Origin of the sequence: Sphingomonas sp. 66-10, from assembly GCF_001897045.1 — a bacterium.
Taxonomy (GTDB): Bacteria; Pseudomonadota; Alphaproteobacteria; order Sphingomonadales; family Sphingomonadaceae; genus Sphingomonas; species Sphingomonas lycopersici.
Genome location: NZ_MKRR01000168.1, coordinates 22,718 through 42,367 on the forward strand (window position 1 = coordinate 22,718; position 19,650 = coordinate 42,367).

The 19,650-nt window shown below is 67.0% G+C and carries 17 protein-coding genes and 1 pseudogene; 9 read left to right on the forward strand and 9 right to left on the reverse strand.

Annotated features, from left to right (window positions below; genetic code table 11):
* From BGN95_RS26570 to BGN95_RS26585, 4 genes and pseudogenes are all read left to right on the forward strand, one after another.
* A pseudogene (locus tag BGN95_RS26570) lies at window positions 1–277 on the forward strand (phosphoserine transaminase); the annotation flags it as partial.
* 104 nt (window positions 278–381) lie between these two features.
* Entirely contained in the window at window positions 382–1,959 is a 1,578-nt protein-coding gene (serA, locus tag BGN95_RS26575; RefSeq protein WP_265269122.1) for a phosphoglycerate dehydrogenase, read from the forward strand.
* Window positions 1,960–2,134: 175 nt separating this feature from the next.
* Window positions 2,135–3,229 carry an ATP phosphoribosyltransferase regulatory subunit gene (locus BGN95_RS26580; RefSeq protein ID WP_265269123.1) on the forward strand — a complete coding sequence of 365 codons (1,095 nt, stop codon included), beginning with the start codon at window positions 2,135–2,137 and terminating at the stop codon, window positions 3,227–3,229.
* A 121-nt stretch (window positions 3,230–3,350) separates the two neighbouring features.
* Window positions 3,351–4,640, forward strand: coding sequence for an adenylosuccinate synthase (locus tag BGN95_RS26585; protein WP_265269124.1), 1,290 nt, complete (start codon window positions 3,351–3,353; stop codon window positions 4,638–4,640).
* Between the two features lie 92 nt (window positions 4,641–4,732).
* On the opposite strand, the gene BGN95_RS26590 is transcribed toward BGN95_RS26585, so the two are convergent.
* From BGN95_RS26590 to purD, 8 genes are all read right to left on the reverse strand, one after another.
* Window positions 4,733–5,026, reverse strand: coding sequence for a hypothetical protein (locus tag BGN95_RS26590; RefSeq protein WP_286774567.1), 294 nt, complete (start codon window positions 5,024–5,026; stop codon window positions 4,733–4,735).
* 315 nt (window positions 5,027–5,341) lie between these two features.
* Window positions 5,342–6,409, reverse strand: a complete 1,068-nt coding sequence (gene aroC, locus BGN95_RS26595) for a chorismate synthase (protein ID WP_286774568.1) — start codon at window positions 6,407–6,409, stop codon at window positions 5,342–5,344.
* Window positions 6,406–6,930: a GNAT family N-acetyltransferase gene (locus BGN95_RS26600; protein ID WP_286774569.1), complete on the reverse strand. Its 525-nt coding sequence runs from the start codon at window positions 6,928–6,930 to the stop codon at window positions 6,406–6,408. The genes aroC and BGN95_RS26600 overlap by 4 nt, the downstream gene beginning before the upstream one ends.
* Entirely contained in the window at window positions 6,930–7,733 is an 804-nt protein-coding gene (fabI, locus tag BGN95_RS26605; protein ID WP_286774570.1) for an enoyl-ACP reductase FabI, read from the reverse strand. Before fabI ends, BGN95_RS26600 begins: the two co-directional genes overlap by 1 nt.
* Window positions 7,730–8,686: a YihY/virulence factor BrkB family protein gene (locus BGN95_RS26610; RefSeq protein WP_265269128.1), complete on the reverse strand. Its 957-nt coding sequence runs from the start codon at window positions 8,684–8,686 to the stop codon at window positions 7,730–7,732. The genes fabI and BGN95_RS26610 overlap by 4 nt, the downstream gene beginning before the upstream one ends.
* Window positions 8,687–8,834: 148 nt before the next feature.
* Window positions 8,835–9,758, reverse strand: a complete 924-nt coding sequence (locus tag BGN95_RS26615) for a DnaJ C-terminal domain-containing protein (RefSeq protein WP_179510851.1) — start codon at window positions 9,756–9,758, stop codon at window positions 8,835–8,837.
* A 102-nt stretch (window positions 9,759–9,860) separates the two neighbouring features.
* Window positions 9,861–10,442 carry a helix-hairpin-helix domain-containing protein gene (locus tag BGN95_RS26620; RefSeq protein WP_265313272.1) on the reverse strand — a complete coding sequence of 194 codons (582 nt, stop codon included), beginning with the start codon at window positions 10,440–10,442 and terminating at the stop codon, window positions 9,861–9,863.
* Between the two features lie 59 nt (window positions 10,443–10,501).
* On the reverse strand, window positions 10,502–11,752 hold the full coding sequence (purD, locus tag BGN95_RS26625; RefSeq protein WP_265269130.1) for a phosphoribosylamine--glycine ligase: 1,251 nt from the start codon (window positions 11,750–11,752) through the stop codon (window positions 10,502–10,504).
* On the opposite strand from purD, the gene xseA reads away from it, so the two are divergent.
* The 4 genes from xseA to BGN95_RS26645 all read left to right on the forward strand — a co-directional run bounded on the left by xseA (window position 11,752) and on the right by BGN95_RS26645 (window position 17,886).
* Entirely contained in the window at window positions 11,752–13,116 is a 1,365-nt protein-coding gene (xseA, locus tag BGN95_RS26630; RefSeq protein WP_286774571.1) for an exodeoxyribonuclease VII large subunit, read from the forward strand. The genes purD and xseA overlap by 1 nt on opposite strands.
* 14 nt (window positions 13,117–13,130) lie before the next feature.
* Window positions 13,131–13,331: a DUF2093 domain-containing protein gene (locus tag BGN95_RS26635; RefSeq protein WP_179510856.1), complete on the forward strand. Its 201-nt coding sequence runs from the start codon at window positions 13,131–13,133 to the stop codon at window positions 13,329–13,331.
* Complete coding sequence (locus BGN95_RS26640) at window positions 13,328–14,188, forward strand: M23 family metallopeptidase (RefSeq protein WP_286774572.1); 861 nt, start codon at window positions 13,328–13,330, stop codon at window positions 14,186–14,188. The genes BGN95_RS26635 and BGN95_RS26640 overlap by 4 nt, the downstream gene beginning before the upstream one ends.
* Before the next feature lie 548 nt (window positions 14,189–14,736).
* Window positions 14,737–17,886, forward strand: a complete 3,150-nt coding sequence (locus BGN95_RS26645) for a TonB-dependent receptor domain-containing protein (protein WP_286774573.1) — start codon at window positions 14,737–14,739, stop codon at window positions 17,884–17,886.
* Window positions 17,887–17,994: 108 nt separating this feature from the next.
* Here the strand turns inward: BGN95_RS26645 and BGN95_RS26650 are convergent, their stop codons facing one another.
* Complete coding sequence (locus BGN95_RS26650) at window positions 17,995–18,471, reverse strand: hypothetical protein (RefSeq protein WP_265313268.1); 477 nt, start codon at window positions 18,469–18,471, stop codon at window positions 17,995–17,997.
* Between the two features lie 247 nt (window positions 18,472–18,718).
* On the opposite strand from BGN95_RS26650, the gene BGN95_RS26655 reads away from it, so the two are divergent.
* Window positions 18,719–19,650: TonB-dependent receptor plug domain-containing protein (locus tag BGN95_RS26655; RefSeq protein WP_286774582.1), on the forward strand; the 932-nt coding region annotated here is incomplete at its 3' end.

Below are 19,650 nucleotides of genomic sequence, written 5' to 3' on the forward strand. Positions count from 1 at the left end.
CGTCGCGGCGCGCGACTGGCTCGGCCATCTCGCCCCCGACCCGGCGTCGCGCTCGAAGACCAGCGTGTGCCTCACCGTTGCGGGCGCCGACGAGGCGTTCATCAAGACGATGGCCGGGCTGCTCGAGAAGGAAGGCGCCGCGTTCGACGTCGCCGGCTATCGCGACGCGCCCGCGGGCCTGCGCATCTGGTGCGGCGCGACGGTCGATGCCGCCGATATCGAGGCGCTCGGGCCGTGGCTCGACTGGGCCTATTCCGCGGCCAAGGCTTCCAACTAATCCCGTCATCCCAGCGAAAGCTGGGGTCTCAGGCGGCACGCTGTTCGCTTGCCGCATGAGATTCTGACTTTCGTCAGGATGACGTTTGCAAAAAGGCAAACGTCATGCCCAAGGTACTTATCAGCGACAAAATGGACCCCAAGGCCGCGCAGATTTTCCGCGAGCGCGGCGTGGAAGTGGACGAGATCACCGGCAAGACCCCGGAGGAATTGAAGGCGATCATCGGCCAATATGACGGCCTGGCGATCCGTTCCTCGACCAAGGTGACCAAGGAGATCCTCGACGCCGCGACCAATTTGAAGGTGGTCGGCCGCGCCGGGATCGGGGTCGACAATGTCGATATCCCTGCCGCGTCGGCGAAGGGCGTGGTGGTGATGAACACCCCGTTCGGCAATTCGATCACCACCGCCGAACATGCCATCGCGCTGATGTTCGCGCTCGCCCGCCAGCTCCCCGAGGCCGATGCCTCGACCCAGGCCGGCAAGTGGGAGAAGAACCGCTTCATGGGCGTCGAGCTGACCGCCAAGACGCTCGGGCTGATCGGGGCGGGCAATATCGGCGGCATCGTCGCGGATCGCGCCCACGGGCTGAAAATGAAGGTGGTCGCTTACGATCCCTTCCTCACCCCCGAGCGCGCGGTCGAGATGGGCGTGGAGAAAGTGACGCTGGACGAATTGCTCGCCCGCGCCGATTTCATCACGCTCCACACCCCGCTGACCGACCAGACCCGCAACATCCTGTCGGCGGAAAATCTTGCCAAGACCAAGCCGGGCGTGCGCATCATCAATTGCGCGCGCGGCGGGCTGATCGACGAGGAAGCGCTCAAGGCCGGGCTCGATTCGGGTCATATCGCCGGCGCCGCGCTCGACGTGTTCGTCACCGAGCCGGCGAAGGAGAGCCCGCTGTTCGGCACGCCGAACTTCATCTCCACCCCGCATCTCGGCGCGTCGACCACCGAGGCGCAGGTCAATGTCGCGATCCAGGTCGCCGAGCAGATGGCGGATTATCTCGTCACCGGCGGCGTCACCAATGCGCTCAACATGCCGAGCCTGTCGGCCGAGGAAGCGCCCAAGCTCAAGCCCTATATGGCGCTGGCCGAAAAGCTCGGCAGCCTCGTCGGGCAATTGTCGCACGGCGTGATCCCGCGCATCTCGATCCACGCCGAGGGCGCCGCGGCGGAGCTCAATCCCAAGCCGATCGTCTCGGCGGTGCTGTCGGGCTTCCTCCGCACCCAGACCGACACGGTGAACATGGTCAACGCGCCGTTCCTCGCCCGCGAGCGCGGGATCGAGGTGCGCGAGATCCGCACCGAGCGCGAGGGCGATTACCACACGCTCGTCCGCGTCTCGGTCAAGACCGAGGCCGGCGAACGTTCGGTGGCCGGCACCTTGTTCGGCGATTCGGCGCCGCGGCTGGTCGAGCTGTTCGGGATCAAGGTCGAGGCCGATCTTGCCGGGCACATGCTCTACGTCGTCAACGAGGACGCGCCGGGGTTCATCGGCCGGATCGGGACGCTGCTCGGCGAGGCCGGGGTCAACATCGGCACTTTCCACCTCGGCCGGCGTCAGGCGGGCGGCGAGGCGGTGCTGCTGCTCTCGGTCGACGACGAAGTGAGCGCCGAGCTGCTCGCCGGGGTCAAGGCGCTCCCGGGCGTCAAGACCGCGATGGGTTTGGCGTTCTGAGGTAAGGGGGGAGGGCGCACCAGCCCTCCCTCCGTTTGCCCTGAGCTTGTCGAAGGGCTGCACTTCTTCGTCGGAAGAAAGTGCAGGGCTTCGACAAGCTCAGCCCGAACGGGGATAGGTTGACGGCGCGACGCATAACGACGAAGCGCGCGATGCAGATCAGGACAGCGCCACGATGACCGCATTGCTCCCCGAAGGTTTCCGCGACACCTTGCCCCCGTTCGCCGATGCGGCGGCGGCGGTGGAGGCGCGGGTGCTCGCGGCGGCGGCGAGCCACGGTTACGAGCGCACCGATCCGCCGCTTGCCGAATTCGCCGACGGGCTCGGCTCGCGGCTCAAGGACGGCGGCTTACGCAACGCGGTGCGCTTCGTCGATCCGGTCTCGCAGCGGACGATGGCGATCCGCCCCGATCTCACCGCGCAGATCGCGCGGATCGCGGCGACGCGGATGGCGCACCACCCGCGCCCGGTGCGGCTGAGCTATGCCGGCTCGGTGCTCAAGCTGCGCGGCGACGCGCTCAATCCGTCGCGCGAGATGCGCCAGCTCGGGTGCGAGCTGATCGGGCTCGATTCGATTGCGGCGGCGCGCGAGGTGGTGACGGTCGCGGTCGACGCGCTCGAAGCCGCCGGCGCCACCGGGATCACGATCGATTTCACCCTGCCCGATCTGGTCGACACGCTCGCCCCGGTGCTGCCCGTTGCCGATGTCGACGCGCTGCGCGAGCGGCTCGATGCCAAGGACGCCGGCGGGGTCGCGGCGCTGGCGCCGGCCTATCTCCCGCTGATCGCCGCCGCCGGGCCGTTCCCGCAGGCGCTCGAGCGGCTGCAGGCGTTCGATACGACCGGCATCCTCGCCTCGCGGATCGCCGGGCTGGCGGATATCGTCGATGCGCTGGGCGATCGCGTCCAGCTCACGCTCGACCCGACCGAGCGCCACGGATTCGAATATCAGACCTGGCTCGGCTTCTCGCTGTTCGTCGCGGGCGCGACGCGCGAGGTCGGGCGTGGCGGCACCTATCGCGTGATGCGCGAGGATGGCGCCGAGGAAATGGCGACGGGCTTCACCCTGTACGCCGACGGGCTGGGCGGAAGCGCCAGCCATGAGCGCCGCCGGCTGTTCCTGCCTTATGCCACCCCGGCTGCCGAGGGTGCGCGGATGCGCGCCGCCGGCTGGGTGACGGTCGCCGCACTCGAACCGGGCGACACGCCCGAGGCGCAGCTCTGCACGCATATTCTCGATGCGGGGGTGGCGCGACCGCTCGGCGCCTGATCGCCGGTTGACAGCCTGACCCGCGCACGGCTACCGGCGCGGCGAAATCTTGAGAAAGCCCGCGTGCCGAGTCCTGTCGAAGGGCGCGTGGGTCAGCCCCGGCAGGGGAGTTTTCGTATCCATGGCCAATGTCGCGGTGATCGGCGCCCAATGGGGTGACGAGGGCAAGGGCAAGATCGTCGACTGGCTCGCCGAGCGCGCCGATATGGTCGTGCGCTTTCAGGGCGGTCACAATGCCGGCCACACGCTCGTCGTCGGGGACAAGACCTATAAATTGTCGCTGCTCCCCTCGGGCATCGTGCGCGGCACGCCGTCGGTGATCGGCAATGGCGTGGTGCTCGATCCCTGGGCGCTGCGCGACGAGATCGCGCGGCTCGCCGCGCAGGGCGTGACGGCGACCCCCGACACTTTGCGCATCGCCGACAATTGTGCGCTGATCCTGCCGTTCCACCGCGATCTCGACGCGCTGCGCGAGGATGCCAGCGGCGCGGGCAAGATCGGCACTACGCGGCGCGGGATTGGCCCGGCCTATGAGGACAAGGTCGGCCGCCGCGCGATCCGCGTCTGCGATCTGGCGCATCTCGACGATCTCGGGCCGCAGCTCGATCGCCTCACCGCGCATCACGACGCGCTGCGCGCCGGCTTCGGCGAACCGCCGATCGACCGCGCGCGGCTGCTCGCCGAGCTCAAGGAAATCGCCGGCTTCGTCCTGCCCTTCGCCAAGCCGGTGTGGCGCGATCTCAACGCCGCGCGCGCCGCGGGACAGCGCATCCTGTTCGAAGGCGCGCAGGGCGTGCTGCTCGATATCGATCACGGCACCTATCCCTTCGTCACCTCGTCGAACACGATCGCGGGGCAGGCAGCGGGCGGCTCCGGCCTCGGGCCGAGCGGCGTGGGCTTTGTGCTGGGGATCGCCAAGGCCTATACCACGCGCGTCGGCTCCGGCCCGTTCCCGACCGAGCTGGAGGACGAAACCGGCGACCGGCTCGGCACGCGCGGGCATGAATTCGGCACCGTCACCGGGCGCAAGCGCCGGTGCGGCTGGTTCGACGCGGTGCTGGTGCGCCAGTCGGCAGCGGTGAGCGGGATCACCGGGATCGCGCTGACCAAGCTCGACGTGCTCGACGGGTTCGAGGAAGTGAAGATCTGCACCGGCTATCGCCTGCGCGGCGAGACGCTCGATTATTTCCCGGCGCATGCCGCCGATCAGGCCGAGGTCGAGCCGATCTACGAGACGGTCGAAGGCTGGAGCGAATCGACCGCCGGGGCGCGGAGCTGGGCCGATCTGCCGGCGCAGGCGATCAAGTATATCCGCCGCGTCGAGGAACTGATCCGCTGCCCGGTTGCGCTGGTGTCGACCAGCCCCGAGCGCGAGGACACGATCCTCGTGCGCGATCCGTTCGCGGACTGAGCCGCGACGACAATTAGGGTGGGGACAGCCGCTATCGGCTGCCCCCACCCCCGGTCCCTCCCGTGGAAGGGAAGGGCGTTATGCCGTGCCGATCAGAAGCGCGGCGGCGTCGGCGCGGCCGACGGATCGGTGCTCGACGGCGACGCACTGGACGGCGGCGACGCGCTCGGCGCCGACGGGGCGCTCGACGGATCGCTCGCCGCAGGCGGCGTCGCGGTCGTGTCGGCCGGGGCGGCCGAGCTGTCCGGCGCCGGCAACGTATCCTTGTGCTTCTTGCCGTGCTTGCTCTTGGCGGGGGCGGCGGCCTGATCGTCCGGGGTGGACTGGGCGACGGCAACGGTCGGCAGGATCAGCGCGGTGGCGGCGAGGAGTGGGAGGAACTTCACTAGATCTTCTCCTGTCTGTTCCCTGTTGTGAGAACAATATAGGGGAGAAATCCGGCGAGCGGGGGCGCTTGGCCCCGATGAGGCAACGGCTCGTCCATTAAGCCTGGGTGATGAAATATTGCTGCAACGGTGAAGTGTGTCGATCGAAGGGTGAAGTGATTCTTTCGATCTGTTCAGGTTGCGTGATTCGTTTTGTGGGTGGCGTATCGGCAACACACCAGCGTTTGTAGAAACGCGCTCCACCCCGGCGCAGGCGGGGGTCCAGTCACGATCGGCCCGATGCTGGGCCTGCGCCGGGGTGGTAAGGAGCAGGGTTCACCCGCATTGCGCGCGGTGGAGCAGCGCCTGATCGGCGAGCACCAGCGCGACCATCGCCTCGACCACCGGTACCCCGCGGATGCCGACGCACGGGTCGTGCCGGCCGCGCGTCATGATCTCGCTCGCCTCGCCGTCGCGGGTGATCGTCTCCACCGGGGTAAGGATCGAGCTGGTCGGCTTGAACGCGACGCGCAGGCGCAGCGGCTGGCCGGTCGAAATGCCCCCCGCGATCCCGCCGGCATGATTGGCGAGGAAGCGCGGGCCGCCATTCCCTGGGCGCATCGCATCGGCATTTTCCTCGCCGGTCAGCGCGGCGGCAGCGAAACCGTCGCCGATCTCCACCCCCTTGACCGCGTTGATCGACATGCATGCCGCGGCGAGCTCGCTGTCGAGTTTGGCATAGAGCGGCGCGCCCCAGCCGGCGGGGACCCCGGTCGCCTCGCACGCAACGATCGCGCCGAGCGACGATCCGGCCTTGCGCGCGGCATCGATGCGCTGCTCCCAGCGCTGCGCGGCGGCGGCATCGGGGCAGAAGAAGGCGTTGCGGTCGATCTCGGCATCGTCGAACGCGGCCGGGTCGATCGCATCGCCGCCGACCGCCTCGACCCAGGCGCGGATGCGCACCCCGGGCACGACCAGCCGCGCCACCCCGCCGGCCGCGACCCGCGCCGCGGTCTCGCGTGCCGAGGATCGCCCGCCGCCGCGATAGTCGCGGAAGCCGTATTTGGCGTCATAGGCATAATCGGCATGGCCGGGACGATAGGCCTTGGCGACCTCCGAATAATCCTTCGAGCGCTGGTCGACATTCTCGATCATCAGGCTGATCGGGGTGCCGGTGGTCCGACCCTCGAATATCCCCGAAAGGATGCGCACTTCGTCGGGCTCGCGCCGCTGGGTGGTGAAGCGCGACTGGCCGGGGCGGCGCTTGTCGAGCCACGGCTGGATATCGGCCTCGGTCAGCGCCAGACCCGGCGGGCAGCCGTCGACCACCGCGCCCAGCGCCGGCCCATGGCTCTCGCCCCAGGTGGTGAAGCGGAAAACGCGGCCGAAGGTGTTGAAGCTCATTGCGTTCCCAGTCTTGCGAAGGCCGGCGCGTGGTGCGCCTCTTCGCGTACGCCACACGGCACCAGCCCGCCCTGCAGCGCCAGCGCCATGAAATAGTCGCCGGCATAAGGCGAGGTGAAATTGCGCGCCACCGCCGCGTCATAGCCGAAGCGACCGTAGAATTCGGGCTCGCCGAGCACGAAGCTCAGCACCACCCCGGCGCTCTCCAGCATGTCATGCCCGGCGCGGATCAGCGCCTCGGCCACGCCCTGCCGGCGATAATTGGGGGCGACAGCGACCGGCGCGAGCGCGACCGCGGGCACTTGCTTGCCGCCGACCGTCACCGCCATCCGGCTGAACACGATCGCGCCGGCCAGCCGCGCCGCAACTTCGTCATAGGCGACGAGCGTCAGCACCATATCGCCCTCGGCGCACAGATCGCGCACCAGCATCGCCTCGTCGGGCGCGGGAAAGCTCTCGCGCAGCAACGCGTCGATCGCGGCGACGTCCTCGGCGCGCGCGGGGCGGATGGCGATCGTCATCAGGCGAGCGCGATGTCCGGCGCGTCCTCCGCCTTCATCCCGATCACGTTATAGCCCGCGTCGACATGATGGATTTCGCCCGTCACCCCCGATGCGAGATCGGACAGGAGATAGAGGCCGGCGCCCCCGACGTCCTCGATCGTCACGGTGCGACGCAGCGGCGAATTCAGCTCATTCCATTTCAGGATATAGTTGAAATCGCCGATGCCGCGCGCCGCGAGCGTCTGGATCGGGCCGGCGGAAATGCCGTTGATGCGGATGTTCTCCGGCCCGAGGTCGACCGCGAGATATTTCACGCTCGTCTCCAGCGCCGATTTGGCGACCCCCATCACGTTATAATGCGGGATGACCTTTTCCGCGCCATAATAGGTCAGCGTCAGGATCGAGCCGCCTTCGGGCATCATCGCGCGGGCGCGCTTCGCCACCGCGACCAGCGAATAGGCCGAGACGTTCATCGTCATCAGGAAATTGTCGAGCGTCGTGTCGTAAAAGCGCCCGCGCAGCTGGGACTTGTCCGAAAAGCCGATCGCGTGGACGACGAAATCGATCGTCGGCCATTCCTGCGCCAGCGCCTCGAACGTCGCGTCGAGCGCCGCCATGTCGCTGACGTCGCAATCGAACAGCCGCGCCACGCCGAGCTGCTCGGCCAGCGGGCGGACGCGCTTCGCCATCGCCCCGCCCTGATAGCTGAACGCCAGTTCCGCACCGGCTTCGCTCAATTTCTTCGCAATACCCCATGCCAGCGATTTGTCGTTTGCGAGGCCCATAATCAGCCCGCGCTTTCCGGCCATCAATCCGCTCACGGTCCCGCCTTTTCTTCTTGCTCCGTTGTTGCGTCCCCTAACGCCATTTCCGGCGGTTCCGCCAGTGCCGCGTTGAGATGCGCCCCAAATACCAAACCGAGCCCGATCAAATAGAAGAACAACAGCATCACCACCACGCCAGCGAGGCTGCCGTAGGTGAGGCTGTATCCGCCAAGTTGGGAGAGGACGAACGGCAGGATCGCCGTCATCCCCACCCACCAGCCGGTGGTGAACAGCGCGCCGGGCCATTTGCGGCTGTTCGTGTAGCGATATTTGGGGGGCGTGACGCAATAGAACAACATGTACAGCGCGGCGAACATCACCATGCCGGGGATGATGCGGCTGAGCCCGATCCATCCCGCGACGTCCGCGGCCCAGGGCACCAGCCGGTAGATGAATTCCTCGACCGCAGTGAGCAGACCCTGCACCAGGAACGAGAACAAGGTCAGCATCACCGACGCGACGATGCCGAGCGACAGGCTGAGCCGCGACCGCCAGAGCGATTGCGAGGATTTGGTGCCATAGGCCTGGCGGAAGATTTCGCGGATCGTCTCGACGAAGCCGCCGACGGTCCACAGCCCGACCAGCCCGCCGAGCCACAGCAACCCGCCGGTACGCTGGGTCAGCACGTCGCGGATCGGCTTGCGCAGCACATCGGCGACATCGGGCGGCAGGACGTGGAGAAAGGACGAGACCGCGAACTGGATGCGGTCGTTCTCGCCCAGCGCCGACAACACCGCCGCCACCACGATGAAGAACGGAAACACCGTCATCAGCGAGAGATAGGCGAGGTTGCCGGCATGCATGAAGCCGACGGTATAGACCCCGGTGGCGGCGCGCTTGAGCACGCGGAGCGTGGTGCTGCCGGATTCGGGGAGGTCGGGGACATCGGCGTCACCGTCGCGCCGCGCCGCACGCGCTTCAGGGGTCAGTGCGGTCGCGGCATCGGTCAAGCGGCTCTTCCCCCTGGTTGCTGGCCTCTATAGCGCATCAACGGGCGTTGATTAGCGGGTGTTCCTCAGCTCAGCCACATGATCCCCGCACCTCTATGTCGCCATGCCGGGTCGAGCCCGGCATGACGATGAAAGGCGTTGATCGTGTTTATACCCCCATCGCGGCGCGGGGGTTCCCGCCGCCGTCCCAGTTTTCCACGAACGCCTTGAGCGCGGCATCGTCGGCCGGCACGTCGACCATCAGCGTGACGAGCTGGTCGCCGCGCCCGCCGCCTTTCTTGTGAAAGCCCTTACCCTTGAGCCGCAGCACCTTGCCCGACGAGGAGCCGGCAGGGATCGTCAGCATCACCGCTTTCTCGACGGTCGGCACCTTCACCGGGCCGCCCTTCACCGCCTCGCCGAGCGTGACGGGCAGGTCGAGCCGCACGTCGTCGCCGTCGCGGGTAAAGAAACGGTGCGGGGTCACCTCGATCGTGATGATCGCATCGCCAGCGCCGCCCGGGCCTTCCTCGCCCTTGCCGGAGAGGCGCATCTGCGTGCCGTCCTCGACCCCGGCGGGGAGCTTGAGGTCGATCGTCTTGCCGTCGGCGAGCGTGATGCGTTGCGGCGCCAGCGCGGCGGCGTCGACGAACGGCACGCGCAGGCGATAGGCGGTATTGGCGCCCTTGGGCGGCGGCTGGCGCCGCCCGAACCCGCTGGCGAACCCGCCACCGCCGCCGCGCCCGCCGAACAGCCCTTCGAAGATATCGGACATATCTACACCGTCGGGCTCGAACCCCTGCGAGCGGAACCCGCCCGCGCCACCGCCGCCGCGCGCGCCGCCGAATCCGGCGCCGAACGGCGAGGTGGGATTGCCGTCCGCATCGATCTCGCCGCGGTCGAAGCGCGCGCGCTTGTCCTTGTCGGTCAGCAGGTCATAGGCGCTCGTCACCTGGCTGAAACGCTCGGCGGCCTTGGGATTGTCTTTGTTGCGATCGGGATGCAGCTCCTTCGCGAGCTTGCGGTACGCCTTCTTGATGTCCGCCTCGGACGCGCCGCGCGCGACCCCCAGCGTCGAATATGGATCGGCCATCGAATCCCCGTTGGTGTGTTACGCGGCTATGTGGGACGCGGGCGATACAAGCGCAATCCTTACTATTCCGACCAATCCTCCCCCTCCGGGGGAGGATTGGGATCAAAGCTTGCCGAATACAGCCTCGAACCCGGCGCGGTCGCCGGCGGCGAGGAAGCGTGCCTGTTCGAGCCAGCGATCGCGGTTCATCCGCCCGGTGAATGGCCCGAGGCGCGCGTCGAGCGCTTCGGCTTCCGCCTGATCGAGCGCGGCGAGCTGGCCCACCGTCGTCACGCCGAGTTCGGCGAGCCGCTCGGCCAGTTTCGGTCCCAGCCCCTTGAGCTGGGTCACCGGTCCATCGGCGGGCGAGGGCCCGGCCGGCGTGGCCGCGGCCGGTTTCGGTGCGGGTTTCGGCTCGGGCGCAGCCTCGACCACCGGATCCGCATTCGCCCTCGGCGCGGGCGGTGGCGGCGGCGGCGCGACCGGGAGCGGCGGCGGCGGGGGGAGAGGCGAAGGGGGCGGCGGGGGCGAGGGGGCGGCAGCGGCCTGCTGGTCGCGCGCGACGACCTCCTCCTCGATCCGCTCGGCGGCGACGCGCTGACGTTTGAGCCGCGCGCCCCACAGGATGCCGAGGATCGTCAGCACCGCGACGACCGCGATCAGCGCGAGCGCGATCGTCGTCAGGGTGTCGGTATCCGGACGCATAGCTTACTCCCGTTTCGCTTCGGCCGAGCTTGTCGCGCCCGGCTCCTTCTATCCAGCAATCAGATCGCGCGCCAGCCGATGTCGCGGCGGCAGAAACCGTCCGGGAAATCGATCGCATCGACCGCGCGATAGGCCGCGGCCTGTGCGCTCTTCACATCCGCGCCGGTCGCGGTGACCGCAAGCACGCGCCCGCCGCTCGCGACCAATTTGCCGCCGGCGTCCTTCGTGCCGGCCTGAAATACCACCGCCCCGGTCGCTTGCGCCGCGTCGATCCCGCCGATCGCGCCGCCGCTTGTCGGGGTGCCCGGATAGCCCTTCGCCGCCATCACCACCGTCAGCGCCACCTCGGGCGAGAAGGCCGGTTCGGGCTCGTCGGCCAGCCGCCCTTCGGCCACCGCGAGCAGCAGCTCGACCAGATCGCCGGTGAAGCGCGCCATCAGCACCTGGCATTCGGGATCGCCGAAGCGGACGTTATATTCGATCAGCTTGGGGCCGTCGGCGGTCAGCATCAGCCCGGCATAGAGCACCCCGACATAGGGCGTGCCGGCCTCGGCCAGCGCGTCGATCGTCGGGCGGACGATCTCGCCCAGCGCGCGTTCCTCCAGTTCGGGGGTCAGCACCGCCGCGGGGCTATAGGCACCCATCCCGCCGGTATTCGGTCCGGTATCGCCGTCGCCGACGCGCTTGTGATCCTGCGCCGAGCCGAACGCGGCGGTGACGGTGCCGTCGGACAGGACGAACAGGCTTGCCTCGGGTCCTTCGAGCATTTCCTCGATCACCGCCTCGGCCGGGCCGTCGGCGAACAACGCGTCGATCGCCGCCTCGGCCTCGGCGCGGCTCGTCGCCACCGTCACGCCCTTGCCCGCGGCGAGCCCGTCGGCCTTGATGACGCAGCGCTCGCCGAAATCGTCGAGCGCGGCGAGCGCGCCGTCCTTGCTCGTCACGCGGACATAAGCGGCGGTCGGGATGCCGACGCGCGCACACAGATCCTTGGTGAAGCCCTTCGATCCTTCGAGCTGCGCCGCCGCGCGGCCGGGGCCGAATACGGGGACGCCGATCGTGCGGAGATTGTCCGCCAACCCCTCGACCAGCGGCGCTTCCGGTCCGATCACCACCAGCCCGATCTTTTCGCGGCGGCAGAAATCGATCACCGCGCGATGATCGGTCACGTCGAGCGCGGCGATCGTCGCATGTTGCGCGATGCCGGGGTTGCCCGGCGCGGCGAACAGGGTATCGAGCCTGGGTGATTGCGCCAGCTTCCACGCCAGCGCATGTTCACGCCCACCGGAGCCGACAAGCAAAACGTTCAATGTCCGATCCCTTTCTTGATCCGCCGGGCCGGCTGGTAGCCGACGAAGCGCCCGGCAGCAACGCGCCCGCTCTCTCGGTGGGTGAGCTTTCGCAACGCCTCAAGCGCGTGGTGGAGGGCGAATTCGGCCATGTCCGCCTGCGCGGCGAGATTTCGGGCTATAAGCGCGTCGCGTCGGGCCACGCCTATCTCTGCCTCAAGGACGAGGCGGCGGTGATCGACGGGGTGATCTGGAAGGGGCAGGCGGCGCAGCTCGCCTTCCGCCCCGAGGACGGGATCGAGGTGATCGCCACCGGGCGGCTGACCACTTATCCCGGCCGATCCAAATATCAGATCGTCATCGAGCGGATGGAGCTGGCCGGCGCCGGCGCGCTGATGGCGTTGCTCGAAAAGCGCCGCGCCGCGCTCGCCGCCGAGGGGCTGTTCGACGCGAGCCGCAAGCGCCCGCTGCCGTTCCTGCCGCGCACGATCGGGGTGGTCACCTCGCCGACCGGGGCAGTGATCCGCGATATCCTCCACCGGCTCGAGGATCGCTGCCCGAGCCACGTCCTCGTCTGGCCGGTCAAGGTGCAGGGCGACGGCGCGGCGGCCGAGGTGGCGGCGGCGGTGCGCGGGTTCAACGCCTTGCCCGCGGCCCAGCGCCCCGATCTGATCATCGTCGCGCGCGGTGGCGGGTCGATCGAGGATTTGTGGGCGTTCAACGAGGAAGCGGTGGTGCGCGCGGTCGCCGCGTCGGAGATCCCGACGATCTCGGCGGTCGGGCATGAGACCGATACGACCTTGTGCGATTATGCCGCCGATCTGCGCGCGCCGACCCCCACCGCGGCGGCCGAGCTGGCGGTGCCGGTGCTCGCCGATCTCAGGCTGACGCTCGCCGCGCACGCCCAGCGTGCCGAACGTTGCGCGCGCCGCTATGTCGAGCGCGGACGCGAGCGGCTCGAGGCGCAGGCGCGGTTGATGCCGACCCGCGACCGGTTGCTCGGCCCGCAGCGCCAGCGGCTCGACGATGCCGGGATGCGTGCCGATCGCGCGCTCGAACGCCGCGTCGCGCACACCCGCGGGAGCCTCGATCGCATCGCCGGCGCGCTCCGCCCCGCGGTGCTCGACCGCCGGTTGGAGGCGGCGCGGCAGCGGCTCGCCGATTTCGGGCGGCTGCTCGCGGCGGTCGATCCCGATGCCCCGCTGCAGCGCGGCTATGCCCGTGTCACCGCCCGCGCCGGCGCGACGCTGACGACCGTGGCGGCGGCGCGCGCCGCGGGCGCGGTGACGCTCCATTTCCGCTACGGTACGGTCGATGCCAGGGTTGAGGGCGGGCGCGCGCGTGCTTATGCTCAGCCCGAGCCCGAACAGCCTTCGTTATTATAGGTTTTGTCGATTCAATGCTGATGTCCAATTCCGATCGGCCCGCGCGGCTGCATTATCTCGCCAACGGCTTCCGCGTGCTGGTGCCGGGCGATCACGTCGTCTGCGCGGTCTCCGGCGCGCGGATCGCGCTGGAGGATCTGCGTTATTGGGACGTCGCGGGGCAGCGCGCCTTCGCCTCGGCAACGCTGGCGACCGAGGCGCTTTCGCCGCAATGATCCGCACGGGGCGGGGGGCGTTGCTCGCGCTGGCGGTGCTCTGCATGCCGGCAGCACACGCCCAGCCGCTCCGCACCTCGACCCTGCTGCCCCCGGCGGCATTCGGCCCGTTCACCGGGGTCGCACGGCAGGGGGCATTGCTGCTCGGCACCGCGCCCGCCGGGACGACGCAACTCACGCTCGACGACATGCCGATCGAGGTGGCGCGCGACGGACGTTTCCTGATCGCCTTCGATCGTGACGCCGGCCCGCACGCGTCGCTGGTCGCGATCCTCGCCGACGGGCGGCGCGTGACGAAGGAATTCGATGTCGCGCCGGGCGAATGGCGGATCGAGCGGCTCGATCGCGTCGCCAGGACGCCGGTGCCCGATGCGGAATTCGAGCGCCGTCGCCCCGCCGAACTCGAACAGATCAAGGCCGCGCGTCTGGTGCACAGCGATGCCGACGGCTGGCGCCGGCGCTTCATCTGGCCCGCGACCGGGCGCATTTCCGGATTGTTCGGCGCGCAACGTATCTATCGCGGCGAGCCGGGGGCGTATCACGGCGGGGTCGATATCGCGAAGCCCGCCGGCGCGCCGGTGGTGGCGCCGGCCGACGGGGTGGTGATCCTCGCCGCGCCCTCGCCGTTCACGCTGGAGGGCAACCTCCTGATGATCGATCACGGCATGGGGCTCAACAGCGCCTTTCTCCATCTGTCGAAGATCGAGGTGCGGGTCGGCGATCACCTCCGCCAGGGGCAGGAGATCGGCCGCGTCGGCGCGACCGGCCGCGCCTCCGGCCCGCATCTCCACTGGGCAATGATGTGGCAGGGCCGGCGGATCGATCCGATGCGTGTCGCCGGGGCGATGGCGCAATAGCCGGATACTGAAGGCGGTCGGCAGGTCCCGCAGCGGCTGCCGGCGGTCTGTATTCGCGCCCGCTTCACCTGCCGTCCTTCAGTATGGCTGTGCCATCCGTGATGTAGAATCGCGACGGTCAGGCGATGACGGACGGCGTCTTGCTCTCCGCTATGCCGATCATTCCGCAATGAATCCAATCATTGTCGTAAATATGTGGCGCATGAAGTGCTGCACATAATTCATGTCAAATTGTTTTAATCGTGGGATTTTCCGCGGTTTGTAAATTTATTTGATCCATGACTGCCTGTTGCGAACAGGCAACACAGAATTTGTGAACGTCGGATCAAGTAACAGATTCGATTTACATGAACCGAACATGACGTCACCTAGAAGGTCGTAAATGGAGCTAAGAATTCCACTTATGTAATCTAAGGTAAAGTCGTGTCAACTTATGTAAAACAAAACGAGTTGTTGCGATTTTTCTTTATTTCTAGCGGACATTTCAGGGGCCGCGTCGAGATCGAGGGAATCAATTCTCCGGTCATCGAAATAGAGGAGGAAAATCAATGAAACGCTTTGCGACAATCTCGGCATTGAGGAGCGGCGCGGCACCCGCGGCGCTTGTTCTGGCGATGGTTCCGGTATCCGCTTACGCGCAGACCGCCCCCGGCACGCCCGCCGCACCGGCCGAGGCGGCGGCGACCCCCGACGTCGTGGTGACGGGCTCGCGCATCCCGCAATCGGTCAATGTCACCTCGGTCGCGCCGGTGACGGTGGTGAGCAACGAGGATCTCAAGCTGCAGGGCACGACCCGCGTCGAGGATCTGTTGAACTCGCTGCCGTCGGTCTTCGCGAGCCAGAGTTCTACCTTGTCCAACGGTGCATCCGGCACCGCAACGATCGATCTTCGCGGCCTCGGCACCAACCGCACGCTGACGCTGGTTAACGGTCGGCGCCTGCTGCCGGGTGATCCCAGCGGCGGTTCTGCGGCCGATATCAACATCATCCCCGCTGCGATGGTCAAACGCGTCGAAGTGCTGACCGGCGGCGCATCGTCGACTTATGGCGCGGATGCCGTGGCCGGCGTCGTCAACTTCATCATGGACACGGATTTCACCGGCGTTCGTTTCGATGGCCAGTACAGCTTCTACCAGCACAGCAACCGCAATAAGCTGATCCGACCGCTCCTCGATGTGCGTCAGGCGGCGGGGCTAGCTGGCTATGGCTATCCCGACGGCTCGGTCGCGGACGGCGGCGCGTTCGACGGCACGATGGCGATCGGCTCGAAATTCGCCGATGACCGCGGGCACGTGTCGGCTTATTTCGGCTATCGCAAGGTCAATCCGGTGCTCCAGTCGCGGCGCGACTACAGCGCCTGCACGATACAGAACACCGGCAGCGGCTCCTTGCGTTGCGGCGGCTCGGCGACGTCTGACAACGGTAATGCGCTGGTTTTCGTCGACGGTTCGGGCAGTTCGACCTTCTACACCTTCAGGCCGAACGGCGGCTTCGAAAATGCGGTGAGCCTGTATAACTTCGCGCCGCTGAATTATTATCAGCGCCCGGACGAGCGTTTTACGGCGGGCGCGTTCGTCAATTACGAGGTCAGCGACGGGTTCAAGCCGTATCTCGAATTCATGTTCATGGACGATCGCACCGTCGCGCAGATCGCGCCGTCGGGCGATTTCGGCAACACGCTGACGATCAATTGCGATAATCCGCTGATGTCGCCGGCGCAGCGTGCGGTGATCTGCGCCCGCCCGAACCTGATCAACGGCGCGCTGGGGAATTTTCCGCTGGCGACCGGCGCGGGCTACAATCCCAACCCGAACACCCCTGCCACGAACTTCATCGATCCGACGACCGGGCAGACCTATAACAAGGGCTTCTTCCAGCTCCTGCGCCGCAATGTCGAAGGCGGTCCGCGCCAGGCCGATTTGCAGCACACCAATTTCCGCGGTGTGCTCGGTGCGCGTGGCGATCTGGGCAAGGCCTGGTCGTATGATGCCTATTATCAGTACGGCAAGACGATCTACTCGCAGACCTACAGCAACGAATTTTCCGTCGCTCGTCTCGGGCGGGCCCTCGATGCGGTGACCGGACCGGCCAATTCCGCTTATGCGGGTCAGACGGTCTGCCGTTCGGTGCTCGACGGATCCGATCCGAACTGCGCGCCGTATAACGTGTTCGGTGGCGCCGGTGCGGCCAGCCCGGAGGCGATCAAATATCTCTCCGCTATCGGCTTCCAGCGTGGCCAGACGGTCGAGCAGGTCGCCAGCATGTCGTTCACCGGCCGGCTCGGCGAATATGGCATCATGTTGCCATGGGCCGAGGAGGGCATCGCCGTGAACATCGGTGGCGAGTATCGCAAAGAAACGCTTGAGCTGCAGACCGACCAGGCGTTTCGGGACGGCGACCTGACCGGTCAGGGCGGTACGACCCAGCCGATCTCGGGCGGGTTCCGTGTCCTTGAAGTCTTCGGCGAAGCGCAGGTGCCGCTGGTTCAGCGTAATTTCTTCCACGATCTGACGCTGACCGCCGGCTATCGTTATTCGGCCTATAAGACGACCGCCGGCAACACCTACAACACTAATACGTTCAAAGTTGGCGTCGATTTCGCGCCGATCCGCGACATCAAGTTCCGCGGATCGTTCAACCGTGCGGTGCGCGCGCCCAACGTGCAGGAACTGTTCGTGGCGCAGACCGTGCAGCTTGCCGGGAACAACGATCCATGCTCGGGCATGACGATCACCGCGACCGATTATGGTTGTCTCGCGCAGGGACTCGCCGTGGGTCAGGCGACCCCGGGAAACCCGGCTGGTCAGTATAACGGCCTGCTCGGCGGCGTCGCGACGCTGCAGCCCGAAAAGGCAACAACCAAGTCGTTCGGGGTGGTGCTCCAGCCGAGCTTCCTGCCGCGCTTCGCATTGTCGGTCGACTGGTTCGATATCAAGGTGAGGGACTCGATCCGCGGGTTCGGCGCCGACGCGATCCTCCTCGATTGTACGTCCAAGGCAACCGCGACCTTCACGCCGGAGACGTGCGGCCTGATCAATCGCGACGCGGGCGGCTCGATCTGGTTGACTTCGGGCGGCTATGTGATCGACCTGCCGAGCAATCGCGGCTCCCAGCAGACGCGCGGGCTCGAGATCAACGGCTCGTATACGCAGCCGGCCGGGGCGGCGGGTAACCTGACGCTCACGTTCAACGGCACCTATCTCGATGCCTATAAGGTCAACAACGGCCTGACCCAGCCTTATGATTGCGCCGGTCTTTATGGGCCGACCTGTAGCAAGGGTGGTACGGTCAATTCGGCGGCACCGCTGCCGCGCTGGCGGCACAAGGCGCGGCTGAACTGGCAGTTGCCGGCAGGCGTCGGGCTGTCGGCGCAATGGCGGTACATCAGTTCGGTCCGGGCCGAGACGACGGTCGATAACGAATCGCTCAAGGGCGCGAACAACTTCAACCCCGGTCTGCGCATCCCGGTGCAAAGCTATTTCGACCTCGCGGCTACCGCCACGGTTGCCACGGGCTATACCTTCCGGTTCGGCGTCAACAACTTGCTCGACAAACAGCCGCCGTTAATTACGTCGGGCAACGGCGGGCGCGCGGGGGCGAACCTGTGCCCGAGCGGTTCGTGCAACGGTAATACCTATCCGGCCGTCTATGACGCGCTCGGCCGCTACATCTACGCCGGCTTCACCCTCGACTTCTGAGCGCCAGCCGCAAAAAATCGGGGCGGTCGGCGTTATGCCGGCCGCCCTTTTTCGTATGTAACGTCGCGGAAACAATACCGCCGCGCAGCGATCGCCGCGCCGCCGCCGTCAAATCACCCGGCGCACCTTCACCCCCGGCGCATTGTCGACCCGCAGGATATAGCTGCCCAGCGCGCCGCGCCGCACCACGACGCTCACCCCCGGTTTGGGGTTCTTGAAGGTCGGTTTGCCGTCGGTCTGCGTCCACACGCTGCCGTCGTCGAGCTTGATTCGCCAGCCGTCGACGTCGGGCGTCGCGGAGACGATCTTGCCTTCGATCTGCGCCACCTCCTCGGCATCCTGTTCGTCACCGCGCCCGAACAAATGGAAGCTCGGGAGCGATAGGCCGAACAGCCCGCGCTTGGCCTCGCGCACCTGCTGCTTGTCGACGATCACCACCTCTTTCTTTGCAACCGCGTCATCAAGCGACGCGGCGGCGCGATCGAAACAGGCGAGCCGGGCGGCATCGTCCTTGAGCGCGCGGCAATCGATCAGATGCTGGAACGCGGGGGTGCGGCCAGGCGGCGTCTCCGCGTTCGCGACCATAGTTCCGGCCAGCAAAATCAAAGGGATACCGATGAACGGAAGCGCGCGATGCTTGGTCAAGAACCCCTCCTGCGTGACGAGCCGGGCGGAGCATCTACGCTCTGTGGCGCCTGCGCAACACCCGAATAACAAACAAAAACCGGCAAGCCCGTTTCAATTTACAAAATGTGACGGAACGTTACGTGAAGAGACATAATTTGAGCGTGGCATGTTCAGGGACCGCGCCGGCGCCAGGGGAAACCACTCCTTGACCGCCGAAACAGAGGAGGAAAAATCAGTGAAGATCTCGGCATTGATGAACGGCTCCGCCCCCGCGGTTCTTGTTCTGGCGATGGTTTCTGTGCCTGCGTTCGCACAAACCACCCCCGGCGCTCCTGCAACCCTGCCTCCCGCCGAAACGGCCCAGGCGACGACCCCGGACGTGGTCGTGACGGGTTCGCGCATCCCGCAGTCGGTCAACGTCACGTCGGTCGCCCCGGTGACGGTGGTGAGCAACCAGGACCTCAAGCTGCAGGGCACGAGCCGCGTCGAGGACATGCTGAACACCCTTCCGTCGGTGTTCGCGAGCCAGGCCTCCACGCTGTCGAACGGTGCTGACGGCACCGCGACGATCGACCTTCGCGGTCTCGGCACCAACCGCACGCTGACCCTGGTCAACGGCCGCCGCCTGCTGCCGGGCGATCCGAGCAACACCAGCGGCTCGGCCGCCGACATCAACATCATCCCGGCCGCGATGATCAAGCGCGTCGAAGTGCTGACCGGCGGCGCATCGTCGACGTATGGCGCGGACGCGGTCGCCGGTGTCGTCAACTTCATCATGGACACGGATTTCACCGGCGTCCGCTTCGACGGCCAGTACAGCTTCTATCAGCACGACAACCGCGACAAGTTCCTGACCCCGCTGCTCAACGCGCGGCAGCAGGCCGGCCTGTCGAACTATGGCTATCCGACCGGCTCGGTCGCCGACGGCGGTTCGTTCGACGGCACGATGTCGATCGGCGCGAAGTTCGACGACAACCGCGGGCATGTGTCGGCCTATTTCGGCTATCGCAAGGTCAACCCGGTGCTCCAGTCGCGGCGCGACTATAGCTCGTGCGTGCTGCAGAACGCCGGTAGCGGCAAACCGCGTTGCGGTGGCTCGGCGACGTCGGATAACGGCAACGCGCTGCTGTTCAACGG